The organism is Pseudarthrobacter sp. Hb11 (assembly GCF_059383655.1).
This window is the reverse complement of the sequence record NZ_JBWZCM010000001.1, coordinates 450,361-475,746: the sequence shown is the minus strand read 5'-3', so window position 1 is coordinate 475,746 and position 25,386 is coordinate 450,361. Positions and strand designations below refer to the sequence as shown.

Here is a 25,386-nt window from a genome sequence, read left to right as displayed (position 1 = left end):
GCCCAGGGCAGTTAAAGAGGAGGACGACGGTGCGTTCTGAACCCGGTTCGGCCGCTACGGACCGCCTTTCCGGGATTGCCTGTTACTCGGAGGCTACCGGAGGAATCTGGGCGCCTCCCGATTCTTCGAGCTGGATTTCGGTAGTGAAGGTAGCGCCGGCGCACTGGAACTGGACGTCACAGGTTTGCAGCATGACCGTAACGACCGCTGTTCCCGGGTTGTAGGCCATCACGCGAGGGATGACCCTCACGGTAATCGTCTGTTCCTGTCTTGTGCAGCTGGTGTCTTTGCTTCCAAAGCCGTTGGCTATGCGTCCGTCACTGACTCGTTGATTGACCTCGACGATCGGAACAGCGATGAGACGGGTCGGGTCCGTGTCGCAAATAAACGTCACCGGAACATCGACCGAGGCTCCATCAGCGACTAGGGATCCGGGCCCCACGCTCACGAGCGTGGCGGGGGCCGCGTTAGCGGGTGGGGTGATGGCCGTCATTCCGAGGACGGCTAAAGATACTGCAGCGAGACGTGTTTTGGTGCCTAACATCAGATTCTCCCTACTACGGAAACGTGGCGTCCCCGGGCCCAAAAGAGTAGTGACCAAGTCTGGGCCAGGGCGACAGTGTATTTCGAGGCATCGCCCGAGTCGGCAGCGCAGTTCCGTGTTGGTCACTCGTCCATGGCAGATCCCATCCCGTGAGGGCTGCTGAGTAGAGGCCACCATTACAGCTTGCAGGTTGGCCGGTGTCAAGGACCCGCGTTGACTCATCAAAGATGTCCGCTTGGCGGTAGTCGAAGAGTCATCTGAGAATGCCCGCGTAGCGGCATGTCCGCCGGAGATGGTGCCCGCCGTTTCGGCAATGTGAGCCATGGAGCTTTCGATGAGCAAACGCCGTGCTGTCACTAAGGCGATTGCCACCCGCCACGCTCGCTCGGACCGCGGGGCGAAGAAACAGGTTTTGGACGAGTTGTGCGCGACGACGGGCTCGCACCGGGACCATGCCCGGAAAGCCGAGACCCACCATGACTGGCGCGAACGTTCGAGGAGGAAGTACCTGTCTACACTGCGGCGGTTCCGACTAGTGCTCGTTTCTCGGCCCACGATTGTCTCGCGAGGTTCGGTTCCCGGGGATCTGACCAACGCGAAATGGGTGCGCTTAGGATGACCGCATGAGCATCCCCGAAGGTCCCGCCGAACCTCTGCAGAAACTGCCAGGGGGAATGCCGCGAAGGTACGCAGAATATATGCCAGTTACTTCGGATGCCATGGTGCCCCCGCCGACTAACGCCGGCGGCGTTCGAGTCGCGTTGCGACGCCTGGCTATCCCGGAGCCCACACTCGAACAGAACTTTGCCCACGTCCTCGAAGTGGTTAAGCGAGGACCGTAGAGGGTTCTTTATATGGGCAAGCTCAGTTAGATCTAGCCTATGGAAGCGCAGTCGTCCCTATGGCTTCCCTGCCTTCCTTTCAAACGGCCAAGTGATCCACCCGGTTGTTCCAGATGTCGCTGTCCTTGAGCGTGTTCTTGTCGTACGTCATCAATGAGTCCGCCACGTACTTCAGCGTCCCCTTCGCGGTAGTCACGGTGACCGCCTTGCCGACGAGGCTGTTGTCGCTGAGACGGTTGAACGGGGCGTCCCTGCCGTCCCAGCTGTGCCCCACGATGTACGTCGTGTTAGTCGAGCCTGCGCCCGGCACCCCGTAGCTGGTGAGCCAGTAGGCATCCACCGTGAGCGGCGGCACGAGCGATTCTGAAGACAACTCCTCCGCGCTGGGCGTCAGCGGCAGCACAGGCACGTCAAGGCCTGCGGCTTCGATCGAAATCTTCAAGGGCGCTGCTGCTGCGGGCGGAGCCGGTCTGCGGGCAGCAGTGGCCCTTGGGGTGCTCACCTGAGCAGGAGCAGTGGAAGGAACGACGGCGGCGCTGCCGCCGTCGTTCGGGGGAACAGCGTTTGACGGCGTCAGGAATAGAGCGGCCGCCAGGCCCGCTCCGGCCACGGCAGGAACGGCAAGCCGGCGCCGGCGGATGGGCCGGCGCTGGCTGGGCCTTTTTTGTGTTTCCAAAATTCGTGTGCCTACTTGCGGCTGCGCTCCAGGCGACGCATCCTCATGGCGACCACTGACGGTACTGCGATGCCAGCAGCGAGGAGCCCGGCGAGAAGTGCCAGGCCCGGGAGCATGGCCGGCTCCACTTCTGCGGCGGCCATCATGGGGGCAGGGACAGGGGCAACAAACCCGCGCTTTTCCATCTTCGGCCTCTGACGTCGATCAGCCGAAAGGCTACGGGACGCCGGGAGCCAAACAGTTTCCCTCAAGACCCACGATCGTTGCCATCGGCCTATGAAACCTGCGGTTGATGCCTGGCTGCAAGGGCCGCGAGATCCCGGATCACCCGCTGGACCTCATGTTCCCGGCGCATAGAATGCCGAGTTTGTTGTTGAACTGAGCGAATTCTGGCTGAGATTTTCCTGGGTGGAGTGGGAACAGGAGTCCGGTCCTTCGGCGGAAACTCGGTATTTGCCTCCTTGGATACGAGCGGAATACTTGCGCTCATCCGTCCCCCTTGACGTTTGTAATCATGGATATAACCCTGACCGTGCGTGTAAGCACACTTTAGAAAGCCATGGGGTGGGACGGAAGCAAACTTGTCCATCAATGAAAGTTATTGTTCAAATCTTGAGCTTTGCCTCGGGAGGGAGCCTACTGCCCATCCGACATGTGGGAGCTGGCGACGGCTGGGGGAGGCGTTCGTGGTCTCAGGCGAACACCGTCGCCGCCAGCTCCTGTCATAACCCTACGATCTCTACTTGCTGGGAGCTCGAGTAATCGGTACGCGTTTCCTGGAAGCGGGATACCCGGCCCTTGCACCGGAGCATGCCTTCCAGTCGCGAGGAGCTGTCCGTGCCATAAACGACCTTTCCGGTCTCAAGGTATCCAAGTCTCGGTAGAGGGCGTCCAGCAGCCTGGCCAGCTCTACTTCGGACAAACTGGACATAGTCATGTCCAGCACTCTGGGGTCGCAGCTAATCGCGAGTAGTTCTGGCTCCGTCACTTTGCCAGTCGGAGGGGAAGGAAGCGGGGGTGGGTAGCTCGAGAATCGCCAAAATAGCCCAAAGAACCTGGATTAGTAAAGCCCGTTTGGGGCAGGCGGTGGTTGTCTCACATCGTGACTGGGCGGGCCGCCGAGAACAAGTCAGACCCCGCCCACAGGACTAATCCTCCCTTGTCAGGCGATGTTGACGCCAGGTTGGGGTGTACTTCAACTCGATAGAACCCCTTCGCGCCACGACTGTTCCCACATGCTGTATTCGGACGGATCGGCCCCGGCAAAGCCTCCCACAAGGGTCGGGCGAAGCGTTGCTCGCCCTGCTGGTGCGGGCCTGACATGAAGTAGCCGCCAGGCCGGCAGCACCTCCCCGATCGCCCGGAAGGGACCCGCACGCCGGGGGCCGACGGCCTCGTCCCTTAAGGTCAGGTCTAGAACAACGCTTCCCATACTTCGCCAATGACAGGGACAAGTTGAGTGACAACAATGAAAGTGACCGCGGCCACCATAACCGCCGCGAGCGGGATCATCACGATCCAAAGCACCACGCTCGATGGAGGTCGCTGTGGGTTTTCAGCCATCACTATCCCCTCAACTTTCAGTCTTGGGCTACTCCGGATCAATATTGGCATGCAGCTCAGGGTGCTGGACAAACCTGGAATTCATCGGGACCACCCATAAAAACACCCAATGTCCAGCCCCATCGTCCCCTCTTGGAAGGAGGCGACGTGGCTGGAATTAGCAGTGATTCACGCGGCAGCCAGCGGGAAGAATGCAAGTGTTGGACAGCCGGAGCGGGCGCCACTGGGGGGATGGTCGTGCCCGACCCGACTGTCCATCCCGCTGGTCAAAGCTGGCAGGTTCATCCATCGGGAGTTATTCCATAATCCCCGATAACGCCTGAGAAGAAGCTGAGAGTGGGCAGAGCCAACAGAACCTGCTGATCGCGTAAAAGTGCACGCCTGCCAGAGCCGTTCGACGTAGGGGGCGCTGAGGAGGATGAACAGGAAGCTGGGCACGAAGGTGACCTATATGGTCAGCAGTGCTGCGAGGAGCGCGCCGCCCCAAGGCCCGAGGGGCCGGGGTCGTGGAACGCCCCAAGGAGCGCGACGAACTGGACCACCATGATCAACGGGCCAGGGGTTGTCTCCGCCAGAGCCAGGCCCCGCGCCACCTCACCGGGAGTCAGCCACCCGAGACGCTGACGGCCTGCTGCCCGACATTCGCGCGTCCGCCGTCCGCCTTCCAGTTCTCAGTGGCCAATAACCACGCAACCGTAAAGAACATGCCGAAGCGGGGTTCCAAGGGTGAAGAGCATTTATGCGCTCTCTTCCAGTGCCAGTAGAGACGCGATTGCTTTTGATGTGGCGTCATTGTGGGAGTTCAGACACCATGACACTCTTGCTACAGCATCAGTATGCGCAGCAGCAGTTCCACGTCGGGAAGCAGCAATCATGGCTGCACTTACCTGCTTCCTGTATAGACCCCACAGGAGTTCACTATGAAGCGGACAGGCAAGTTCCATCCGTCGGGCCGCTAGTACGTCAAAAGTAGTTGGTCCAAATGGGTCATGATGAGGCGATAACTTCACTCCTGTCTCCCCGCAGCCAGCAACCGGACACTGGTTCGATATCTCCATTTCAAACTTCCTCTCTTGCAGGTACTTGACGAATTGTCAGGATGGTCGAAAAGTGAGCCATTTCGCGGGCTAAAAAGTGAGCCACTTTGACGCCGCGGTTCGGGCGTGTTCGGTCGCCGAAGCGTTCCCTTCCATGATGCGGCCAGGCTCCTGAGAGGAGCCTGAGACCGGCATAGGCCCTCATTGCATCGTGACGGTTCAGGTTGAATCCTTGGACTATGGTTCAACCGAGTCCGTCGTCCGGCGCTTCGCTTCCGGTGCGGGTACTAGAGCAAACTTGGCGAGGGCGTGAGGTGCGGCGTGGACTCCGGTGGCAGTCCACTGCCGCGGCGGTGGCCGTCGTCGCCGTCGCTATGCTGACCGGAGGGCTACTGCTGCTCCTGACACTGGAGTCGGCGCTAGTTTCCGGTACCGACAGCATGCTACGGACCAGGGTCCAGGACGTAGCGGTCATGATGGAAGGCCACGATGCCGAAGAAGCCATTCTGGCGGTCGCCGGCACTGTGAATAAAGACCCCTTGGTGCAAATCATCGACGAGACGGGGACTGTTATCGGGGCGACGGAGCCCGGGCTATTGGCGGCTCCGCTCAGTTCTCTCAGACCGGCTGCCGAGCAGATCGCGTCCGATAACGTCTCGGCGCCCGGACTCCTAGGTGACGCAGACGAGCGCTACCTTGTGGTGTTGGGCGTCGATGACGAGGACAGCAAGTATTGGGTTCTGGCGGGGAGGACGATTCAGCCCCAATCGGACACGGTCCGGATTGTCAGCGGGTTTTTACTGGTTGGCATGCCACTGCTGCTGGGCGTGGTGGGCCTGTCCGTGCATTTCCTCGTCGGGCGTTCACTGCGCCAGGTGGACACGATCCGTAGACAAGTCAGCCACATAGACGCAGCAAGGTTGAGCGAGCGGGTCGACGTCCCGGGGACACGCGACGAGCTGGAGGCCTTGGCCGTCACAATGAATTCCATGCTGGACCGGATCGAAACAGCCGATCAAAGGCAACGCCAGTTCATCACCAATGCCAGCCATGAATTGCGGAGCCCGCTCACGACAATCCGCACAGGCTTGGACATCTCCACCGCTGACCCCTCCGGGGAGACCTGGCGGGGCATGCAGCCGATCCTTGCCGAAGAGACGCAACGGTTGCAGGGCCTAGTGGAAGACCTCCTAACATTGTCCAAGGCGGACGACGAAGGACTGGTCATGCGCCGTGAAGATGTCGACCTCGACGATGTGCTGGCCACTGAACTGCGCAGGGTAAACGCCACGAGCAAGCACCGGATCGTCGCTGACCTGGTTCCGGCCAAGATTGCAGGAGATCCGCTCCGGCTGAGTCAGGCCTTTCGGAACGTGCTCGACAACGCCGACCGCCATGCCGCAGGGACCATCGCCGTGAAGCTGTCGGTCATGGTTCAGACAGTGGTTGTAACCATCGATGACGATGGAACCCCCGTACCGGTGGCCGACAGGGAAAGGATCTTCGGCCGGTTCGTCCGCCTGGACGAAAGCCGGTCACGCCACCAGGGCGGAAGCGGCCTGGGTCTTGCGATCACCCGTGGCATCGTGGAGGCTCACGATGGCCGGGTTATTGCCACCGAGACCTCACAGGGCTGGTGCCGCTTTGAGGTCAGTTTCCCACCAACGGCCCGGCTGGCGCCGTGCCCCCTGCCGATGTGCCCACCAGACTCTAATCGGCGCTGAGTCTGTACCCCATGCCCCGTATCGTCCTAAGCGAGTTAAGGCCGAACGGCTCATCAATTTTCCTCCGCAAATACCCGATATACACCTCAACGACATTGTCCCCGCCCCGGAACTCCGGGTCCCAGACGTTCTCGAGGATCTGAGCCTTCGACAAGACCTCGTCCGGCTTGCGCATCAGGTAGACGAGCAGACCGAACTCCCGGGCAGTCAGGGAGACGTCCTGGCCGTTCCGCGTCACGCGTCGCGTTGTCGGGTCCAGCCTCAGCGAACCCACTGCCAAAGTCACCGGCCGTTCCGGCGCCCCTCTGCGGATGACTGCCCGCAGCCGCGCGACCAGCACCAGGAAGCTGAAGGGCTTGGTCAGGTAGTCATCCGCCCCCAAATCGAAGGCATCAGTTTGGTCGTATTCACCGTCCTTAGCCGTCAGCATGAGCACCGGCACCCAGTTCTGCCGCTCCCGCAACTGCTTCAGAACCGCGTAACCATGCATGCCCGGAAGCATCACATCAAGTACGACGACGTCATAGACGTTCTCCGTGGCGGCCCACAGACCATCAACACCGTCATGGGAAACGTCCACGACGAAGCCGGCGGCCGTCAGCCCCTGCCTGATTGTCTCAGCCAGGAGAACTTCGTCTTCCACAAGCAGAACCCGCACCGTTTTGACATCCTCTCGCTGTACTGCGACAAGCATCAGTGTGCGGCTGAGCGAATGAAGAGTCCAGAAGGTTGCCGGATGAAGCCTCCGAAGAGATGACGCTCCGTGGTTCGCAGGGAAAGCAAAATTTACTCCGACCCGGTCCGCACAAAGCGCAGGGGCGCGTGTCGGGTCATAGTCCTGCCTTTACGAAGGTGAAGCCGGCCCCCTTCGGGAAGGGCGATTGGGTGTGGCTAGGCGTGGGCGGGTTCGCCGGTGACTTGGTGGTCTGCGTGGTTGCTGGTTTCCTGGATCAGCCGGATCAGGTGTCCGTCGAGCAGGGAGTACATGACGTGCCGGCCGTCCTTGCGGGTGTCTGCCAGGCCGCTCAGCCGGAGCTTGGACCGAGCCCTGCGGCTGCGCCGAACCAGCCGGCGAGAGGGTAGGTGATGATGTAGCAGGCATGCGAGAGGGAGAACTGAGCGGTGAACACATACTGTCGGTTCTCCTCAGTTGAGGCGCTGCGTAGAAGCCGCGACGACGGGGTGAGGAGGCCACGATGCCGTTTAGCCAAACTCGACGGCCCGGGAGCTGGTGGGCGTTCGAGTTGCCATGGGCGTCACTGTACCCGGGGGGATTCCCGGCGTTTGGAGAATGCAGTTAAGTGAGCGGGTGGATCAAAGCCCATCCGGGGTCGTGGGTGTGGGTCACTTCGACGTGCGGCCGGGTTTCAGCAAAGCGGTCGATAATGTCCCGGTCGTTTTGGTCTTCGGAGTCGGTGTAGTAGTGCAGGGTATGCCAGCCATTTGACGTGTGGGCAGCGACCAGCAAACCTCGGGGTCCGAGGGCTGCGGCCAGGTCCGCTTCGATTCGGTGGAGGTCTATTGCTTCGTCGTAGTCCGGTAACCCGTCGTGCCGGGTCTGCGGGTAACCGATCTGGATGGCCGTGTGCAGGTCCAGCAAGGGATGGTCGATCCACCGTAGGGGACGCAGGGTTCTCACAATCGTGCGCGGTCCCGGGGATCTTCCGGCGTCCTTCAGGGTCCAGCCGGTGTGCGTGTGCCGGGTGGTCATGGCTTCGATGATCCCGGGGAGGTCTGTCGCTGGCAGGCTGTCCGGGGGCGGGGTCTCGACGGTGTTGATGGTGCCGATCCATCGTTCGACGTTGTCTTCTCCGAGCAGCCAGTCCAGCAGAAGGCATGCGAGTTGGTGGCGGTTGCCGGGGTTTAGCCGGGGGAAGACCGGGTGGTGGATGCAGACGTGGGCAACGGCCCGTTCCATGTCCAGGGTCACGGAGACCCGGCTCAGGCCAGCGTTGATCGATGTCCCGGCAACTTCGACGTTGACGGCGAACATACCGGGTTGGGGCTGCCTGGCCGCGGCGAATTCCCATATCGGCGTGGCCGGGGGAGCCGCCCGCCGCCATCGTTCGGTCAAAACCCGCAGTCTGGGATCACCACCGCCAGAGACGCAGAGTTGGTGCTTTGCATGGATGCCCGGACCGGTCCCCCAGCCGAGTCCGGGGCCGATCTCTGTGACCATGGCATCAAGAGTGTTCGGAAGGTCCCGGTAATCACCTGTCGTGACGGCATCACTGAGGTGCCCCACACCTTCTGCTGACCACCACCGCCAGAATGCATAGATAGCGTGCATGTGATCTGTATCGTTCCGCCGTTGAATATTCACTGTTGGCTGCCGTCACGGAGCCACATCTGGCAGCTCACTTCGGCGCGGGACTCGAGGTCAAACTCATGTTCGGTGATCTCAGTCACGATACCTCCCGGGTTGAGCGGCGCCGGAACTCATCCCGGTGCTGCGTGAATGCATGTCCTCACCGACTCTCAACCCTCCCCGTGGGGGAAGGTCAAGCTCTGTTCCCCGGAGCGCGGGCCGATGAGGCTAACATTCCCCTATGGCGGAAGGTCAGAAGCCGGTCGAATCAGTCGAAAGGTAAGGAACATGCGTATCGGGGAGGCGGCCGCCGCGGCTGGTATGACGACGAAGGCCCTGCGGTTCTACGAAGAACGAGGTCTCCTGCCTCACGTTGGGCGCTCCGACAGCGGGTACCGCGAATACACCCCGGCGACGGTCAGCCGCCTCGAATTCATCAGGCGCAGTAAAGACGCCGGCCTGGGACTGGCCCAGATCAAGGAAATCCTTCAGATTCGCGACGCCGGATACGCCCCGTGCACACAGGTACGAGACCAACTGACCCAGCAACTGCACGCTTTGGACCGGCAAATCGCCGAACTGACCGCCCTCAGGACTACAGTTGCCGAACTCCACCGCACCGTGACCGCCGCCAACCCCGAAGCTTGCGAGTCCGCACGGATCTGCAGCTACCTCTAAAACACCCCCGCCGTTGCCTCTTCTCGGACATTGAAGACCTCCCTTTACGGGATTGAATATTTAGACAAGCCCCACTCCAGTCGGAGGTCTTCCACACTCACCGCAGCGCGTGGATCATCACTAAGTCTTGTGGCTTATACATCTGGCAAGGGGAGCGCAGTTAAGCAGGACGGCGGACCATTAGGAGTGTCACGGCGTCAGTCGGCGGTGCTGGGCCCTTGATCCCTGGTCTTAATCGGCATCCTCCGGCGACAAAAGCACAGCCTTTAATCGGGAAGGCGCGTAGCGTCGAAACGCTGGGCCGTTATTCGAACGCCGATAAGGACCCTTTCCAAGCTGTCGGTCTTCCGTGGCGTGGGGCTGGACCGGCAGTGGAGGGCTTCGCTCCAGCTTCCTTAGTGCGGGCAGGAAGAAGGCTTCGGGTTGAGCGTGGTTGGCTGGCGGCGTCTCTTGCGAGAAGGTGTCGAAGTAGTGCAGAACCGCCCGGGGCGTTTCCTCCGGGGCGCTGGGATGCGGGCAATGTCCGGTGGCCCGAAGCTGCATCAGGGTGCTGTGTTCCAGATCTTTGTGCAGGTAGGCGCCCACTTCCGGCGGGGCAAGCCGATCGTCGGAGCACTGCAGAACGAGGCAGCTGGTGCGCAACTTTTTCAGTTCATGGCGGGTATCGGAGAAAAAAGTTTTCCCGCGAAAACCCGCCCACGTTGCCGTCAGCACGGCGGGCAGATCGACCGCTGCGGCGGTACGGCAGGCCACGCGTACATGTGGTTGCAGCCGTACCACTCGGTGAACTCTCCGCGTAGGTGAAAGCCATCGGGCTCTTAGGCTCGGGCGTTGTTGTCTCTGGGCAGGTAACAGATTCGGGCAGGTGCACCACCCTCAACCTTGACCTCCTCCTGTCGTGACCTTTATCTGGGTGGGCTGGATCTTGATGAACAATTGACGGTTACTGTGGCGGGTCTTGATCCGGGCAGTGGACAGTGGTGCGGGTAAGACCTGGAATGCACGGAAGTGCAACTGAAAGCTGGATCAGTTAGCCAGGATCAGGTTGGGGTACCCCTGACGGTCTCTGTGCTTGGCGGCGCTGAGCAGAAGGCGCCGCTAAGCCAAACCCGCTATAGCCACGCCATGAGCAAGGAAGCTTCGGCTCGCGTCGCGACCGGACCTACCGCGAAATCACCAGGAGTAACTGTGCGCGCCACTAGTGCAAAAGCCGTCCTTGTCCACCGCGTTGCAAGCGCTGTCGTCCTGCCGGGTGTCTTGACCAGCATGCTGGTTCTCGCGCCGCAGGCGTCGGCCGAGACCGCCCCTGTATCGGGCATCTGCAACGGTGTGACGAACCAACTCGCGCACCGCGGGAACGTGCAGCCGAACCTACTCAAGGCCGCGGGGCGTCAGAACGCTGAGCAGATCGCGACGCTGACCGCCGAGCGGGCCACGCTGGTCACCACGCAGAACACCCTGACGACACAGATCACCGCAGCGGAGAAGGAGATCGCCTCGCTGGACGCTCAGTACGCCACGCTCGTCGGTAAGTTCGACACGGTGACTATGTCACTGACCAAGCTCGAGGCCGACAAGGCCACGCTGGCTGCCGCGATCGCTGCAGCAAACACCGAGCTGACCACGCTCCAGGGCCAGAAGACGACGCTGGTGAACCAGATCACAACGCTGCAGACACAGCTCGCAGCCGCGCAGACTGAGCTCACCGACCTCAGCACGAAGAGAACCCAGGCCCTCGCCGACAAGGCGACTAAGGAGGCCGACCTGGCCGCGGCGACGACCCGCCTGCAGACCCTGACCGGCGCGGCGACGGCAGCGCAGACCATGGTCAACAACCAGATGACCGCGATCGAGAAGGCCACACAGGAGCTGGCCGGTCTGGTCACTCAGGGTGACGCGGCGCAGGTGCTGGTGGACGCGGCGGAGAAGAACCTGACCGACGCCCGGGCGGCGCTCCCGGCGCTGGAGGCGACCGCCAAGACTGCAGACACCAACGCCGCCGCCGCGACCGCCACCGTGGTCAGGGCTGAGGAGAACCTGCGCCTGGCCGAGCAGAGCGTGACGACCCTCACCCAGCAGATCGGCACCATCGCGGCCAGGCTCCCTGTGCTGAAAACCGAAATCGCGGGTTTGCAGGGTGACATCACCACCAAGAACGCCGGGATCGCCGCCAAGGAGAAGGAGATCGCCGGCGCGAACGCGACGCCGGTCGCCGACGCAGCCGCGCTCAAGACGCAGCTGACCGCTTTGGAGGCCGAGCTCGCTGCACTCAAGGGCAACTCGGACAAGAAGAAGCAGGAGCTGAACGCGGCGATCACCGCCAAGAAGGCGGAGATCGCCGCCGCCGAGCTGGCAGCTACCAACAAGACGGCGCTGATCACCGCCTTGAACGGCGACCTGACGAAGCTGCAGGGCCAGCTTGCCCTCCTGAGCTCCGAGCTGTCGGCCAAGCAGCAGGAGAGCAGCAACCTGCAGCAGCAGCTCCCGGGCCTGCAGACCAGCCTCGCCGGCGCCAACGGGCAGGTGACCAGTGCCACCTCCACCCTGGCCGACGCCAAGGCCGACCAGACCGCCGCAAAGACCGCCCTGACCAACGCCAACACCGCGGTCACGGCGAAGAAGGCGGAAATCGCTGCGCTCGAGGCTGCCCTGCCGGGCCTGACCGGAGACCTGACCGCCGCCAAGGCGGAGACCACCGCCAAGCAGGGCGAGCTCAAGGCGCTCGAGGACGCCCTGCCCGGTCTGCAGGCCACCCTCACCGCCGCCAACACCGCGGTGACCAACGAGACCGCCGAGGTCACCCGACTCGACGGTGAGGTCGCCAAGCAGGTCACGACGCTGGACACGCTAAACACCTCGATCACCGCTGCCGAGAACGCGATCCTGTCCCTGCAGAACCAGCTCACCCCGCTGCAAAACTCGCTGAACACGCTCAATAAGGAGATCAGCGACAAAGAGGCGGCCCTGACCGCCGCCAAATCCGACCTGAACGCTCTCGACGCCAAGATCGTCACCGAGTCCGCGACCCTGCGGACCCTCGAGAGCGCCAAGAAGGTCAACCGCGACGCCGTCGCCGCCCAGAAGGTCGTCGTCGCCCGCCTGCAGGCCCAGTACAAGGTAGCCCTGGACCGCATCACCGTCATCGACGGGACGATCGGGCTCGGCGGGTGCCTCGCCTAATTGACCGCAACGCCCAGAAGCGCCCCCGGAGCCGACTCTCCTGGGGCGCTTCGCTGTCTACCCTGCGATGCAACACGGACCGCGCGCGCTCACACTCCACGAGGTCTTGCACGACCTGCCCGAGAACCACAGCACCAGCCCTGGCCCTCGGTGCGCCTCACAGCACGTTTCTACCGTTCGACAACTTCTAAAGGGCCAGTTGTAAGCTCTCTCGCCCGTGCATTTCTGAACGCCGATAATGGACCTTTTGTCAACCAAGGCTGCGGGGGGAATCGGGTAGTCGCCGCTGGTACCGCGAAGAAGGTTGGAGTAGCTAGCGCAGTAGTGTTCGGTTAGTGTCGAGGGCGAGTTGGAGGAAGTGGTGCGCTTTGCTGCCTCTGCCTTCCCACCAGTTGATGTAGCCAATGGCCGTGAGGACTGGTGCTGCGTGTTTGGCGCGGGTGCGGGTGTAGGCGTGCAGGAGCAGTTGTTGTGCCCATTCGATGCGTGACTATTTCGGCGCGGCTTCGGTTTGGGCGAACAGGATTTGTTGCATGGGTTCGTCGACTCCTGGGACGTCGGCGATAAGCCGGTCGCGGATCGCCGGGAACTGCAGGTTGGCAACGAAGCGCGTGGCATTTGTCCTCGCTCGGGAAGGTTTTGGAGTCGAGCATGCCTGCCCAGAGTTTCCTGCCCTGCTGGAGCGCGGTGTCGGTTGGCTGGGAGGCGATGGTGTGAATGTGGTGTTCGACGGCGGCCACTTTGGCTGCTGTTTGGCCGGCGGTTGGGAGGGTGATCCGGTCGGTGGGTTCAATGAAGCTGCCGCGGTAGATGAATTCGGCGTTGATTGCGCTGGTCTGGGTGGAGTTGATGGGCAGGGCGAGGCTGGTGCCGGGTTCGCCGTCGTAGGGGGAGAAGGTTTCGTCGCCGACGAAGAGTCCGTCGCGGATGGTGATGCTCTGTGCGGCGAGGACCCCGGTGAGCGCGGCGATGGTGCCGGCGTGGGGCTTTTTGCCTGCCCGAGGGGGGGCGATGTCGCTGGCCAGGTAGTGGGCGACGGTGTGTGCGTAGGGGACCACCCGCTGGGCCAAGGGGCCGGAGTACAACTTGGGGGACCTGCGCCGGGGGCGAAAACTTCGTGCGGAGGCAAGCCCCTCGTCAACCGTGGAGGGCTGGGGATGGTTTGATTAGTCGGTGCTCGGTCTCAGACGCCTCTTGGTTTTTGTCGTGTTTGCAGTTTGTGTCATTTTCGCGTCTTCGTTTTGGGCGCTTGGGCAACCCGGCGATGCCCGGCGTGCCTTTTCTCCACCGCCTCGCGCGGATGTTGAACTCGAAAAGCTGTCCACTGGCATGACCACCGCCGTGAACGTCATCAGAAGCCCGGATGCCGCTTGGCTTGTGCGGACAGCAGGGCAGACCGGCATCCCTGAACGCGCGCTGCGGGCGTATGTTGCCGCTGCTGGGACCGTTAGTGCTGTTGCTCCTACCTGCGGGATGGGGTGGAACACTTTGGCGGCCGTTGGTTTTGTCGAAACAGCACACGGGACGTACGGCGGCGGGACCCTTACCGTCGAGGGGCTTGTAAGCCGCCCTGTTGTGGGCCCGGTTCTTAATGGTGACGGATTCGCCGCTATCGCCGACACGGACGCTGGTGCCCTCGACGGGGATAGCCGCTGGGACCGGGCCGTGGGACCGATGCAGTTCATTCCTTCGACATGGCAGCTCGTCGGGCGGGACGGGAACGGGGATGGAACGGCAGATCCGTTCAATATCGATGATGCCGCCCTTAGTGCGGCGACCTATCTGTGCGCCGACGGCCGTGACCTCACCACCACGGACGGGTGGACCGCCGCGATCTACGCCTACAACCAGTCCGATGCCTACATCCGGCAGGTGCGTGACCAGGCCACGGCATACGCAGCCAACGCAGACACCGCGGGATGAGTCCACAATCTGTTAGTCCATGCCTTCCTGCATGCGAAGAAGCGTCGGATGTTCAGTCTACGAATCATTCGTCAAAGCGAAAGGAAAAGGTTGTGGATATTGTCCACAAACTTGGCTACAGATCGCGTTCTACAGCCGGTGTACTGCTCGGGACTCCGCAGGTTTTCGGGACTTTCCAGTGTTTGCAAGGGACACAAAAGCTTCCCGGCTACGATGACGGCATTTCTGCGCTAACTGGTGGAGAGTTCGACAGGGGCGAGTTATGGCGCTGACGTCCCGGGTCATTCCTTGTTGGTACTTTCGTCTTGCGCAGGCATGAATGTGAAAAGCCAGCGCCTGCTGAATCCCTGAGCGTGAAATGGGGGCGCTTCGTCCTCATCGGTACCCGCTCGAAAGTCAAACTGGCCAGCGCGAACTGAGCCGGGGCCATCGATGCACCTCTTTGCCCGGTTGTAACAATCACCCGAGCATGACGACCTAAGCGGACCGACAAAGGGACTGGCGTGTGGCGGGCACCACGGACACGCCTACCCGCGGCGGGCGGTTGTCGAAGTTAGCGTGGAACAACCCCTTCTAACAATTAGGACCATGAAGACCGCCTGTTCTCCCGCGAAAATCCTGACCGCCGTGACCGCCTTGATGGTGGCCGGGTCACTAGTAGGTTGTGATGCTGCAGCCAACGCCCTTGAGGTCATTGATCGTCCTCCAAGCATCGCTGCCGGTGCGTCAGCTCCAGCGGGTCCGGCCTCTAGCAGTGGCGCCGCCAACGCGCTCGTCCAATTGGAGAGCATCCCGGTGAAGGGACGCGCGCCTAAGACTGGCTACACCCGGGACGAGTTTGGACCGGCGTGGTCCGACACGGACCACAACGGGTGCGACACCCGAAATGACATCCTCGCCAGGGATCTGACCAACGAAACGTTCAAGCCGGGTACCAACGGCTGTGTGGTCACCACTGGGACGCTGGCCGACAAGTACACCGGCACGACCATTAACTTCGTACGCGGCCAAAATACGAGCTCGAAGGTCCAGATAGACCACATCGTTCCACTCAGCGACGCATGGCAGAAAGGCGCACAGCAGCTCAGCGCCGACCAGCGCAAGCAACTCGCCAATGACGCCCTGAACCTTATGGCAGCTGATGGCCCGACTAACAGTGCCAAAGGTGACAAGGACGCGGCCACCTGGCTACCGCCCAACAGGGCCTTTCGATGTGAGTACGTAGCACGCCAAACTGCCGTCAAGGCCAAGTACGACCTCTGGGTTACCCAGGCGGAGCACGACACCATAACCGGGATTCTCGAACGCTGCAGGCAGACCTAAGGAGTCGCCGGAGCCTCCCTGCCGGTCATGTCGACCGAGAACGATTTTTCCGATGCAGATGCTCGTTCCCGAAAGAGTTCCGCAGTTTAAGCGCATTTTTGAGGAATAGGCCCGTGCCCCCTGCGAAACTCGATTCAGCGCTCACGGAGGGCGCTCCAGCATTCCATTGGGGACACATTGAAAATCAGATTGGCGCTTGTCACAGCGCTCTCCTTCGGACTGCTCTTCACAGGCATCTCTGCACCAGCGGAGGCCAGCACTCCTACCTACGTGACTAATCTTCGCGCAGCAGTTCGCGCACTGCCCGTAGCGGCAGAGAACAACGCCGGGTATGACCGGAACCGATATTTCGGGCAATGGAATGACCAGAACAGGGACTGCCAGAACACTCGGGCAGAAGTTCTTATTTCCGAGAGCAAAGTCGCCCCTAATTACACCACTTCTCGTCGTTGCACCGTGGCAAACGGTAAATGGGTGACAACGTTCGATAATCGCACGCACACCTCAGCAAGTACCGTGCAGATCGACCATATGGTGCCCGTGCACGAGGCATGGGGTTCGGGCGCCAGGGCGTGGACGCAGGCGCGCCGAATCGCGTTCTATAACGACCTTGGGTACGCGGGCTCGTTGAGCGCCCAGACCAGCAGATTGAACTCCTCCAAGCAGGCTTCCGGGCCTGAGCAGTGGCTGCCGCCGGCTAACGTGTGCTTGTACATCGCACAGTGGACCACCGTGAAGGCCCGTTGGAGGCTGACTGTGGATAAAGCGGAAAAGGCAGCGCTGATCAGGCACGCTGATCGGTGCGCGCCCATGCGGCTCTCCGTCACGAGGGTATAGGGAGGCCTCAACAGGCACTCGGACTCCCAATACACCCCGCCCGAATAAAGGACCACGGAAGAGCAGGGCCCATCCCTACCGTGGTTGTGGATCCCTTCGCGCTATCGTTTCCCGTGATGCCTGCGGACCCTGGGCGGCCGCCGCGGGCGCTTTCGTAAGCAGCGGCAGGGATACACAGAAGGGGTTCCAATGGGTGTTGGACTGACCACTGGCCGATTGGAGCGTCTGTTTACGGGATCGGTATGGGCTGAGGGCCCCGTGTGGGTCCCGTCGTCGCAGACTGTGCGCTGGAGCGATATCCCGAATGACTGTATTCTCGAGTTCGACCCGGCCACGGGGAAAACCGGGGAATACGCAGTCGGGGTTCAATTTACCAACGGCCGGACCCTCGACGCCGATGGCAGTGTTGTGCAGTGCAGCCACGGACGCCGCCGGGTTGAACGCGACCGCCAGGGAACAGTGACAGGACTGGTTGATTCCTTCCAGGGCCGCCGGCTGAACTCACCCAACGACGTCGTGATTGCCCGGGACTCGAGCATCTGGTTCACCGACCCGCCGTACGGGATCCTTCCCGGCACGAAGGAAGGGAACGAGGGAGAGCAGGAGTACGGCGGCTGTTACGTTTTCCGGTTCGAGCCTGCATCGGGAACCCTCACTCCGGTGATCACCGACCTCGTCTACCCGAACGGTCTCGCCTTCGCACCGGAAGAGTCGGTCCTCTACGTCGCGGACACGGCCGGTCCCGGTCGCGGGGTGCCGCTGAGGATTGCCGCCTACGATGTGCGCGACGGCGCTTGCGACTCCCGCGGAACAGTTCTTGAGCTTGAAGAAGGCCATGCTGCTGACGGCTTGAGGGTAGACGTCCAAGGCAGGATCTGGACCTCTGCCGGCCCCGCCGTCCGGGTCTATTCACCGTCCTTCGAACTCCTGGGCGCCGTGGCCGTGCCCGAGAGGGTATCGAACTTGTGCTTCGGCGGCCCGGACGGCCAGGAACTTTACATCACCGCCACCACCAGCCTGTACCGAATCCGCACCACCACACGCGATGCGGCGGCCTCGAATCATCAGGTCACCAACCACTGATCACGAGTGCAAGCGTGCAATACCGAACCCTGGGCCGAACCGGCGTCGTCGTTTCTACCTACGCGCTGGGAACCATGACCGGGACCCCATCACCCCCGTTGGAGGAGACCCTGCGCTTCCTCGACGACGCAGTCAGCCGGGGCAAAATAACGTATTACGGCTTCTCCAACTTTCTGGGGTGGCAGCTGACCAAGGCCGTGCATGTCGCCCGCGCCGAGGGCTGGCACCCGCCGGTGAGCCTGCAGCGCCAGTACAGCCTGCTGGTCCGGGACATCGAATCTGAAATTGTTCCGGGCTGTGGAGGACATCGCCGCGGCGCGCGGAGTAAGCCCTACCCAGGTGGCTTTGGCCTGGCTGGCAACAAGGCTGGCGGTCACGTCGGTGATCCTGGGCGCCCGGACCACCGGACAGCTGAGGGTGGACGTTAGGTATTAGCGGATAACCCGGTAGCGAACGTGCGTTACAAGGCGGGTGCCGCTCACTTCCGTCGGTTCAAGCTTTAGGTTCCCGATGCCGTCGAGCAGCCGCTCGCCTCCTCCCAGGACGAGCGGCGCGATGTGGAGCCGCAGCTCGTCGATCAGTCCGGTCGAAAGGAATTGGCGGGCAGTCTCGGCGCCTCCAGCTATAGCGACGTCTTTGCCGGCAGCCGCTTCCCGCGCCCGGTTAAGTGCCGACTCTATTCCGTTGTTCACGAAATAGAACGTGGTGCCTCCCTCCATCTCCACGGGCGGGCGTTGATGATGCGTGAGGACAAAGACTGGGGCGTGGTACGGAGGTTCTTCGCCCCACCAGCCGCGCCAGTCTTCATCCCAGGGCCCTGCCCCCGGGCCGGCGAACATGTTGCGGCCCATGATGTACGCGCCTGCGGAGAGGATCCCCTCCAGCGCCGCGGCGTTGTCCTCGGGTTCCTCGAACTGCCACCGGTGCAAGTCCTCCCCGCCTTCGCCCAAGGGGTTGGAATGGCTCTGGTTCGGGCCGGCAAGGAATCCGTCGAGGGATACGGTGAGATCGCAGGTGACGCTGTTCATGGCTTCCTTCAGCGGTGGCCGTTTGTTTGGGGCGTAAATCGATACGGGCCATGCTATTGGCGTTCGACGGCGGCCGGAAGGGGCGCGATGATCGGGCGCTTCGGCTGGGCGGATTCAGGTCCTTGCTTACTGGAACACGGCGACAACAGCGCTGATCTCGACCAGAGCGCCGGGAACGCCCAGCGCTGCGACCCGCGCTCCGGTCCCTTGTCGGTGCTATCCCCGCGGGGATAGCATTGCCGGCACCTGCCATCAAAGGAGACGGTCATGGGCGAAAACTCTTCTGAGGCGTCATCGGCTGAACTTATGGTTGACCTCATTATTTCCCTTGACGGGTACGCCTCGGCCGAGGGATGGCCTGGCTGGTGGGGCATGGAGGGGCCCGAATACCTTGCCTGGCTCGAGGGGGAAGGGAAGAAGGAATACACCTTCCTGATGGGCGCGAACACGTACCGGCTAATGTCCAGCATGTCCGATGAGGCCGCGGCGGAAGGCTCTGGATTTTCCGAGGAGGAGGGTGCCAGCCTCACTGGACTGGCCGCCGTGCCTAAGGTCGTCTTCTCCTCCAGCCTGCAGGCGCCCCTCACGTGGCCGAACTCGGAGTTGGTGGCGGCTGACGCGGTCGAGGCCGTGCGGGAGATGAAACGGACCGGCACCAAGCCCTTGAGCACCCTCGGCAGCCTAAGCCTCAGCCGTTCGCTGCTGGCCGCCGGCCTTGTGGACAGGTTCCGGCTGGTCGTGTTCCCGGTGATTACAGGCAGGACGGGGCGGGAGCGCATCTACGACGGTTATCCGGACGTCTCGCTGGAAATGGCGGACAGCAGGACTTTTGACGGTCGCCTCCAGCTGCTTGAGTACGTCCCCACCATCCTCAACGGCCCGCCATCCGGCCGCTGACGCTGTTGCAGGAGGCCTGCGGTCACCAGTATTTGGGGATCAGGTCGGAGCCGCGCGCATGAACAGCTTCATCCGGACCGCCCCCGAAGCTGAAAGAATCCACACATGCGCTTTGATGACAGCACCCTGGAGCAACAGGGCCCCCTCGAAATGGCCGGCAGCGTTGAACTCCTGAAGGCCACCCACCGGCCCCACGAACTGGGCCTGCAACTCCCACCCATGAGCAACATCGAGGATCCCCACAGCAGGTGGCGGCTTACCAGCCACTACATCGAATGCGCGGGCCGTCCCGCGGTGCCGGTGTCAGGCGAGATCCACTTCAGCAGGCTGCCCCGCAGCCGTTGGGAAGATCGGCTGCGGCTGATGAAGGCCGGCGGCATCACGGTAGCAGCCTGCTATGTCTTCTGGATCCACCACGAACGATCCGAGGGTGAGGCGCGCTTCGATGGCAACCTCGACGTTGCCGCCTTCGTCCGTCTGTGCGACTTTCTTGGCATTGACGTAGTCCTGCGTATCGGGCCCTGGGCCCACGGCGAGGTCCGCAACGGCGGCTTCCCGGACTGGGTGCAGGCGGCCGCCGTCGAACACCGCACCAACGACCCTGCCTACCTCGCCCTGGTGGAACGCTGGTTCAACCGCCTCGGCGGGGAACTGCGGGGGCTGACCGGGCCGGACAGCAACGTTGTCGGCATCCAGCTGGAAAACGAACTCTACGACCAGCCCGGACACATCAACGAGCTCAAGAAACTGGCCCGCGCAGCCGGACTCAGCGCCCCGATCTGGACGGCGACTGCCTGGGGCGGGGCTGATATCCCGGAGGAGGCGGTACTGCCGGTCTTCGGAGGGTACGGTGACGGATTCTGGGTGGACGCCGATGCCCTCTGGGACCCCACGTTCCGGCAGCACTACTTCTTCAGCCACCAGTGGGACGATCCCGGCATCGGCGCCGACCTTCGCGAGCGCTTCTCCGGCAGCGATGCAGCACCGCCGCGCTCGCCGTCCGCCCTCTACCCGGCAGCCACCTGCGAGCTGACCGGCGGCATGGCGACTGCTTATCAGCGCAGGCCGTGGCCCAGAGGCAAGGATGTGGCTGCCGTAGCCAACAACAAGATCGGCAGCGGCTCCGGCTGGCAGGGCTATTACATGTTCGCCGGCGGCACGAATCCCCCCGGCGGCTTCCAGGAATCGCAGGCAACGGGGTACCCGAACGATCTTCCGGTGTTCGACTATGACTTCCACGCCCCAATCGGCGCCACCGGCAGGCTGGCTCCCAGCTTCGGCCTGCTGCGCAGGCAGCACGCGTTCCTTGCCGCCTTCGGCGACCGTCTGGCACCGATGCCGTCGACGCTCCCGGACGAGGTGCCGGCCGGCATTGAGGACTCGGAGACGCTCCGGTGGGCGATGCGCTCGGACGGGCATTCGGGCTTTGTATTCATCTCCTGGCACCAGCCCCACCTCCCGCTGCCGGACTACGCGGCAGCCCAGTTCAGCCTGTCACTCAGCGAGGACACGGTAACCTTTCCCGCCAAGCCCGTCTCCATCCCCTCCGGAACAATCACCACTTGGCCGGTGAACCTCGAGATAGCGGGAATGCGCCTTAACTGGGCCACGGCATCACCGCTTACCCTTTTGGGCCCGGCCTCCTCACCAACCCTGGTTCTCGCCGCCGACGCCGGAATAATGCCGCAGTTGTGCCTGCCCGAGGGAACATCGGTTGAAGGGCCTGCTTTTGCCCTGGGTGACAACGTCTACGGCGTCGATGCCGCAGAACCAGCCACCCTGACTGTGAAGTCCACGGAAGGGTCCATGAATATTCTCGTTCTACCCTCTGAGCTGGCTGACCAGGCGTGGGTTCTTGAGACACCACGCGGACGAGACCTGCTCCTGTCAGCTGACCCGCTCTGGGCCGGTGAGATCGGGCTCCTGGCCGGCAGGTCTCTCGGGTGTGCTTCCGTCCGGCAGTACGCGAGCGGGACCGGCCAGTTCGAGGACGTCGACATAACGGTGCCGGAAACTGCACGCATGCGGGCGGCACTCGGTGCAGAACGGATCCGCAATGCAAAGCCGGTCCCTGCTTCGTTCGGTTCCCTGGCCGGCCGGGCGGCGGCCCCCAGTGATGCCGCCATCGCGGAACTGGCGGAGGTTTACAGGATTGACCTGACGACGGCGGGCTTCCTTGGCGGAGAGGGGCATAGCGAACTGGAGATCGAGTGGGCCGGCGACGTTGCCCGGCTGCTCGTTGACGGCTCATGGGTTGCCGACCGCTTCTGGGACGGTTCCCCCTGGGCCATTGACACGCACGACGCCGGCATCGGCCCTGACTCGGAGCTCCAGCTCCAGATCCTTCCGCTCCCGAAGGACGCGAAGGTTGGGCTGCCGCTGGAAGCCCAGCAGCGGCGTGACGCCCTGGACGGCGACCTGGCCGCCCTGGACAAAGCGGAGCTGCTCCACTGGACGACGTGGCAGGAGAATCCCGCCTGACCGAATCCTTCCGGCAGCATCGACGTTTCGTGGCGGAGGGAGCCCAGTCGATGCGAAGGGAAGCGATCGCCGCCAAGGCGGAAACCTCGTCGGAGGCAACTCGGCGCCTCGCAGCGGACATCGCCCTGAAAGCAGGCCAAACGGAAAGTCCTTAGGCCTCCCGCGGGGCCTCGGACTGGGGGTGAAGCCATTGGCGGACCGCAGTGAGGACTTCCTCCGGGTCCACCGTGTATACCTTTTTGGCTCCGAGGTGGGGGGACTGGCTGGACGTCACGCGTGCGCGAAATCGCTGCGACTGGTCCGGTTCGTTCCAGGTGCGGATAACCAGGGTGCCCATCGATGGCATTGCCCTGCCCAGCTCGTCTCCGTAAGAAAATTCTGACGAAGGACCATCCTGTGTCATGGCATTTCCCCTTACTCGTATTCTCCGCACACCCCGTTACCTTGATCCTGCTCAACGACTATCAGGAAACGGCATGGGTACGCCCAAATTAGCTCAAGATCGCCCGAGGAATCAGTGACGCGCGGCCAACCCGACCGTTCGGGCGCCGCCTGGCGCCTTCCCGTGGCGCCGCGAGCAAACAACTGATGAGGGGGCACAATAGGAGCCATGGCTGAATCTGAAGCGGTGACAACCCAAAGCTCAACGGTAGAGGAATGGACGCAAGCGCTGGCAGAGTCCAAGGGGTCGCCGGGCGGAGGGGCAGGAACGGGGGTTATGCTCGCCATTGCCGCGTCACTGGCGTCCATGGTAGCCGGCTACACAGAACCAAGCCAGGACCAGGGCGGGGAGCTGACGGATATCCATGCGCGTGCACGTGCGCTCCGCGAGGCTGCCCTTCAACTGGCCGACGACGATGCTGCCGCCTCCGAGGCGTTCGGCGCGGCTTTCCGCCTGGAACCAGGGCAGGAGCGCGATGACGCGATCCACCACGCGTCCGTGAACGCTGCGAAGGCGTCGGCCGTGCTGGGCGAACGGGCCATGGCAGCCATCGAAGACCTTGGCTGGCTCGCTTCCCACGGGAACCCGGCGCTGATCGCCGACGTCACCGTCGCATTCGGCGCCCTCCGGGCGGCAGTGACTGGTGCGCGCACGAACGTCAGTTTCGATCTCGCAACGCTTCGATCCGCCGGTGCCACGCTCGAAGGGATCCGCGAAGAGCATCCAGTTCTGTGGACAACTGTCCAGCAGCTTAATTCGGCCCTTGACCGGATCGACGAACTGACGGCCGGGGTGGATCACCGCGCCGCCCCCACCGACACCGGCGCCCTGGACTAGAAGGGTGCGAGCCGGGGACCTTTGAATGTGCCGGCTTAGCCCAGCTGCAGGTCCCGCGCCTGCACCTGAGGATCCTTTTCATCGCCAGTGCCCATCCAGCCCGCGGGAAATCACGGCGTCCTCAGCCCGCTCAGCGGATCCGACGGCGAATTCACCATCAGTACAGCAGGCGGCTGCCCGTTGGTATAGGAGATGGCCGACACCGAGGCCCGGCTGATCACGATCCGCTGGAACAGGTCCAGGTGCCGCGCAGCACCTCAAGTGCGCCAACCATCCGCGCCGGCATTTCGGTGAAGCTCTCGCCGCCGGGGAAGCGGAAAGTCTACGGACTCTGCTGCACTTCCCGCCACTGCGGCAAGCCGGCCAGTTCGGCGAGCGTGGCCCCGCTCGGACAGGTACAGCCCCGGTGCCCGCCCGGGCAGAACCAGTCCCGTGGTGGGCGTCTCCCCGTGACGGACCAGGAGGAGAAGGGTGGCCTTTGGCTCCGGCATTGCTGCACTGATCTGCCTAAGCGTAGGGCGATTGATGACCCTGCGGGCAGCGATCTGAAATTTTCCTCGATTCACGGCACACGTCGGTCTACCGTGGAGGGGTGAGTGATCGACCCGATATCTTCACCGTTGGTGAACTGCGTGCCGCCGGCCATACCCAGAAGGACCTGCGCCACGAAATCCGCGACAACCTGCTCGCCGCGCTCGCCGCCGGCCGGAATCCGTGGCCGGGGCTGTACGGTTTCAGCCGCACCGTCCTTCCCCAGCTCGAGCGTGCCCTGATCGCAGGGCACGACGTGGTCCTGCTGGGGGAACGGGGGCAGGGCAAAACACGGCTCCTGCGCACACTGGCCGGGCTCCTGGACGAATGGTCCCCGGTGGTCGAGGACTCGGAACTCAACGAGCACCCGTACGAGCCGATCACCGAGCAGTCCCGCGCCCGTGCCCTCACTGAAGGGGACCGGCTGCGGGTGGCGTGGCGCCACCGCTCCGAGCGGTACGTGGAGAAGCTTGCGACCCCGGACACGTCCGTTGCCGACCTCGTCGGTGACGTGGACCCGATGCGGGTGGCCGAGGGCCGCCGGCTGGGCGACCCGGAGACCATCCACTACGGCCTGGTCCCGCGCTCCAACCGGGGGATCATTGCCATCAACGAGCTGCCCGACCTCGCCGAGCGGATCCAGGTGGCGATGCTCAACGTCATGGAGGAACGCGATATCCAGATCCGCGGCTACGTTCTGCGGCTGCCGCTGGACGTGCTCGTCGTCGCTTCCGCCAACCCGGAGGACTACACAAACCGCGGCCGGATCATCACGCCCCTGAAGGACCGGTTCGGTGCCGAAATCCGCACCCACTACCCGATAGAGCTGGACGACGAAGTGGCGGTGATCCGGCAGGAGGGGCAGCTCGTGGCCGACGTCCCGTCCGTCATCCTCGAGATCCTCGCCCGCTACACCCGCGCGCTCCGGCAATCCCCGGCGATCAACCAGACCTCGGGAGTATCGGCGCGGTTCGGCATCGCAGGAGCTGAAACCGTCGCCGCAGCAGCGCTCCGCCGTGCCAGCGTGCGCGGGGAGGGCGAGGCCGTTGCGAGGATCGTTGACGTCGGCACCGCGGTGGACGTCCTCATGGGCAAGATCGAGTTCGAGTCGGGCGAGGAGGGCCGGGAACAGGCCGTGCTGGACCACCTCCTGCGCACCGCCACAGCCGAAGCCGTGCGGGCCCACTATCAAGGCATTGATCTTGGTCCGCTGGTCGCCGCCCTGGACGGCCACACCACCGTCACCACGGGCGAGCACGTCACGGCGCAGGAGTTCCTCGACAACCTGCCGTCCCTCAACGGATCGGGACTTTATGACGAAATCAGCGGCCGCCTCGGGGCGACTAACGACGGGCAGCGCGCCGCCGCCATCGAACTCGCGTTGGAGGGCCTCTACCTTGGCCGCCGGATCTCCAAGGAATCCGACGACGAGGAAACCATCTACGGTTAGCA

Annotated in this window: 21 protein-coding genes and 3 pseudogenes; 12 read left to right on the top strand and 12 right to left on the bottom strand. The window is 63.1% G+C overall.

What is annotated here, in order from left to right:
• Positions 1-82: 82 nt before the first annotated feature.
• The 4 genes from AC50X7_RS02240 to AC50X7_RS02225 form a co-directional block, all read right to left on the bottom strand.
• Positions 83-250, bottom strand: coding sequence for a hypothetical protein (locus tag AC50X7_RS02240; protein ID WP_494977555.1), 168 nt, complete (start codon positions 248-250; stop codon positions 83-85).
• Between the two features lie 1,215 nt (positions 251-1,465).
• Entirely contained in the window at positions 1,466-2,062 is a 597-nt protein-coding gene (locus AC50X7_RS02235) for a class F sortase (RefSeq protein WP_494977554.1), read from the bottom strand.
• A gap of 11 nt (positions 2,063-2,073) precedes the next feature.
• On the bottom strand, positions 2,074-2,247 hold the full coding sequence (locus AC50X7_RS02230) for a hypothetical protein (RefSeq protein WP_494977553.1): 174 nt from the start codon (positions 2,245-2,247) through the stop codon (positions 2,074-2,076).
• 1,228 nt (positions 2,248-3,475) lie between these two features.
• Complete coding sequence (locus AC50X7_RS02225) at positions 3,476-3,625, bottom strand: hypothetical protein (RefSeq protein WP_494977552.1); 150 nt, start codon at positions 3,623-3,625, stop codon at positions 3,476-3,478.
• 1,510 nt (positions 3,626-5,135) lie between these two features.
• Between AC50X7_RS02225 and AC50X7_RS02220 the strand changes: the two genes are divergently transcribed.
• Positions 5,136-6,386 (top strand): sensor histidine kinase, encoded by a 1,251-nt coding sequence (locus AC50X7_RS02220; RefSeq protein WP_494977551.1) that lies wholly within the window; start codon positions 5,136-5,138, stop codon positions 6,384-6,386.
• Here AC50X7_RS02220 and AC50X7_RS02215 read toward each other — a convergent pair.
• From AC50X7_RS02215 to AC50X7_RS02200, 4 genes and pseudogenes are all read right to left on the bottom strand, one after another.
• Positions 6,373-7,044: a response regulator transcription factor gene (locus AC50X7_RS02215; RefSeq protein WP_494977550.1), complete on the bottom strand. Its 672-nt coding sequence runs from the start codon at positions 7,042-7,044 to the stop codon at positions 6,373-6,375. The genes AC50X7_RS02220 and AC50X7_RS02215 overlap by 14 nt on opposite strands.
• A gap of 233 nt (positions 7,045-7,277) precedes the next feature.
• Positions 7,278-7,427: pseudogene (locus AC50X7_RS02210) on the bottom strand (transcriptional regulator); the annotation flags it as partial.
• A pseudogene (locus AC50X7_RS02205) lies at positions 7,427-7,576 on the bottom strand (MFS transporter); the annotation flags it as partial. The pseudogenes AC50X7_RS02210 and AC50X7_RS02205, both read right to left, overlap by 1 nt.
• Before the next feature lie 107 nt (positions 7,577-7,683).
• Positions 7,684-8,460 (bottom strand): DUF695 domain-containing protein, encoded by a 777-nt coding sequence (locus AC50X7_RS02200; RefSeq protein ID WP_494977549.1) that lies wholly within the window; start codon positions 8,458-8,460, stop codon positions 7,684-7,686.
• 522 nt (positions 8,461-8,982) lie between these two features.
• On the opposite strand from AC50X7_RS02200, the gene AC50X7_RS02195 reads away from it, so the two are divergent.
• Complete coding sequence (locus tag AC50X7_RS02195; RefSeq protein WP_494977548.1) at positions 8,983-9,372, top strand: heavy metal-responsive transcriptional regulator; 390 nt, start codon at positions 8,983-8,985, stop codon at positions 9,370-9,372.
• Between the two features lie 231 nt (positions 9,373-9,603).
• Here the strand turns inward: AC50X7_RS02195 and AC50X7_RS02190 are convergent, their stop codons facing one another.
• Entirely contained in the window at positions 9,604-10,125 is a 522-nt protein-coding gene (locus AC50X7_RS02190) for an alpha/beta fold hydrolase (protein ID WP_494977547.1), read from the bottom strand.
• A 513-nt stretch (positions 10,126-10,638) separates the two neighbouring features.
• On the opposite strand from AC50X7_RS02190, the gene AC50X7_RS02185 reads away from it, so the two are divergent.
• The gene (locus AC50X7_RS02185; protein WP_494977825.1) at positions 10,639-12,552 is read left to right on the top strand and encodes a coiled-coil domain-containing protein; all 1,914 of its coding nucleotides are present in this window, start codon (positions 10,639-10,641) and stop codon (positions 12,550-12,552) included.
• Between the two features lie 332 nt (positions 12,553-12,884).
• Here the strand turns inward: AC50X7_RS02185 and AC50X7_RS02180 are convergent, their stop codons facing one another.
• On the bottom strand, positions 12,885-13,622 hold the full coding sequence (locus AC50X7_RS02180; RefSeq protein ID WP_494977546.1) for a hypothetical protein: 738 nt from the start codon (positions 13,620-13,622) through the stop codon (positions 12,885-12,887).
• A gap of 259 nt (positions 13,623-13,881) precedes the next feature.
• On the opposite strand from AC50X7_RS02180, the gene AC50X7_RS02175 reads away from it, so the two are divergent.
• The 5 genes and pseudogenes from AC50X7_RS02175 to AC50X7_RS02155 form a co-directional block, all read left to right on the top strand.
• A complete protein-coding gene (locus AC50X7_RS02175; RefSeq protein WP_494977545.1) occupies positions 13,882-14,475 on the top strand; it encodes a lytic transglycosylase domain-containing protein in 594 nt (197 codons plus the stop codon).
• A 588-nt stretch (positions 14,476-15,063) separates the two neighbouring features.
• Positions 15,064-15,798, top strand: coding sequence for an HNH endonuclease family protein (locus tag AC50X7_RS02170; RefSeq protein WP_494977544.1), 735 nt, complete (start codon positions 15,064-15,066; stop codon positions 15,796-15,798).
• 270 nt (positions 15,799-16,068) lie between these two features.
• Positions 16,069-16,635 carry an HNH endonuclease family protein gene (locus tag AC50X7_RS02165; protein ID WP_494977824.1) on the top strand — a complete coding sequence of 189 codons (567 nt, stop codon included), beginning with the start codon at positions 16,069-16,071 and terminating at the stop codon, positions 16,633-16,635.
• Positions 16,636-16,824: 189 nt separating this feature from the next.
• On the top strand, positions 16,825-17,718 hold the full coding sequence (locus AC50X7_RS02160) for an SMP-30/gluconolactonase/LRE family protein (protein ID WP_494977543.1): 894 nt from the start codon (positions 16,825-16,827) through the stop codon (positions 17,716-17,718).
• An 86-nt stretch (positions 17,719-17,804) separates the two neighbouring features.
• Positions 17,805-18,132 (top strand): annotated as a pseudogene (locus AC50X7_RS02155) (aldo/keto reductase); the annotation flags it as partial.
• A gap of 17 nt (positions 18,133-18,149) precedes the next feature.
• On the opposite strand, the gene AC50X7_RS02150 reads toward AC50X7_RS02155, so the two are convergent.
• Positions 18,150-18,746, bottom strand: coding sequence for a dihydrofolate reductase family protein (locus AC50X7_RS02150; RefSeq protein ID WP_494977542.1), 597 nt, complete (start codon positions 18,744-18,746; stop codon positions 18,150-18,152).
• 267 nt (positions 18,747-19,013) lie between these two features.
• Between AC50X7_RS02150 and AC50X7_RS02145 the strand changes: the two genes are divergently transcribed.
• Both AC50X7_RS02145 and AC50X7_RS02140 read left to right on the top strand, forming a co-directional pair.
• On the top strand, positions 19,014-19,643 hold the full coding sequence (locus AC50X7_RS02145; protein ID WP_494977541.1) for a dihydrofolate reductase family protein: 630 nt from the start codon (positions 19,014-19,016) through the stop codon (positions 19,641-19,643).
• Between the two features lie 105 nt (positions 19,644-19,748).
• Positions 19,749-22,124, top strand: coding sequence for a beta-galactosidase (locus AC50X7_RS02140; RefSeq protein ID WP_494977540.1), 2,376 nt, complete (start codon positions 19,749-19,751; stop codon positions 22,122-22,124).
• Between the two features lie 151 nt (positions 22,125-22,275).
• On the opposite strand, the gene AC50X7_RS02135 is transcribed toward AC50X7_RS02140, so the two are convergent.
• On the bottom strand, positions 22,276-22,527 hold the full coding sequence (locus AC50X7_RS02135) for a hypothetical protein (protein ID WP_494977539.1): 252 nt from the start codon (positions 22,525-22,527) through the stop codon (positions 22,276-22,278).
• Positions 22,528-22,734: 207 nt separating this feature from the next.
• On the opposite strand from AC50X7_RS02135, the gene AC50X7_RS02130 reads away from it, so the two are divergent.
• Positions 22,735-23,403 (top strand): cyclodeaminase/cyclohydrolase family protein, encoded by a 669-nt coding sequence (locus AC50X7_RS02130; RefSeq protein ID WP_494977538.1) that lies wholly within the window; start codon positions 22,735-22,737, stop codon positions 23,401-23,403.
• A 592-nt stretch (positions 23,404-23,995) separates the two neighbouring features.
• Positions 23,996-25,384 carry a sigma 54-interacting transcriptional regulator gene (locus AC50X7_RS02125; protein ID WP_494977537.1) on the top strand — a complete coding sequence of 463 codons (1,389 nt, stop codon included), beginning with the start codon at positions 23,996-23,998 and terminating at the stop codon, positions 25,382-25,384.
• The last annotated feature ends 2 nt before the right edge of the window (positions 25,385-25,386 follow it).

Bases quoted from the DNA above. Each gene is read 5' to 3' on its own strand.
- AC50X7_RS02230 (WP_494977553.1), bottom strand. From the start codon at position 2,247: ATGGAAAAGCGCGGGTTTGTTGCCCCTGTCCCTGCCCCCATGATGGCC.
- AC50X7_RS02225 (WP_494977552.1), bottom strand. From the start codon at position 3,625: ATGGCTGAAAACCCACAGCGACCTCCATCGAGCGTGGTGCTTTGGATC.
- AC50X7_RS02220 (WP_494977551.1), top strand. From the start codon at position 5,136: ATGATGGAAGGCCACGATGCCGAAGAAGCCATTCTGGCGGTCGCCGGC.
- AC50X7_RS02195 (WP_494977548.1), top strand. From the start codon at position 8,983: ATGCGTATCGGGGAGGCGGCCGCCGCGGCTGGTATGACGACGAAGGCC.
- AC50X7_RS02185 (WP_494977825.1), top strand. From the start codon at position 10,639: ATGCTGGTTCTCGCGCCGCAGGCGTCGGCCGAGACCGCCCCTGTATCG.
- AC50X7_RS02175 (WP_494977545.1), top strand. From the start codon at position 13,882: ATGACCACCGCCGTGAACGTCATCAGAAGCCCGGATGCCGCTTGGCTT.
- AC50X7_RS02170 (WP_494977544.1), top strand. From the start codon at position 15,064: ATGAAGACCGCCTGTTCTCCCGCGAAAATCCTGACCGCCGTGACCGCC.
- AC50X7_RS02160 (WP_494977543.1), top strand. From the start codon at position 16,825: ATGGGTGTTGGACTGACCACTGGCCGATTGGAGCGTCTGTTTACGGGA.
- AC50X7_RS02150 (WP_494977542.1), bottom strand. From the start codon at position 18,746: ATGAACAGCGTCACCTGCGATCTCACCGTATCCCTCGACGGATTCCTT.
- AC50X7_RS02145 (WP_494977541.1), top strand. From the start codon at position 19,014: ATGGGCGAAAACTCTTCTGAGGCGTCATCGGCTGAACTTATGGTTGAC.
- AC50X7_RS02140 (WP_494977540.1), top strand. From the start codon at position 19,749: ATGCGCTTTGATGACAGCACCCTGGAGCAACAGGGCCCCCTCGAAATG.
- AC50X7_RS02135 (WP_494977539.1), bottom strand. From the start codon at position 22,527: ATGACACAGGATGGTCCTTCGTCAGAATTTTCTTACGGAGACGAGCTG.
- AC50X7_RS02130 (WP_494977538.1), top strand. From the start codon at position 22,735: ATGGCTGAATCTGAAGCGGTGACAACCCAAAGCTCAACGGTAGAGGAA.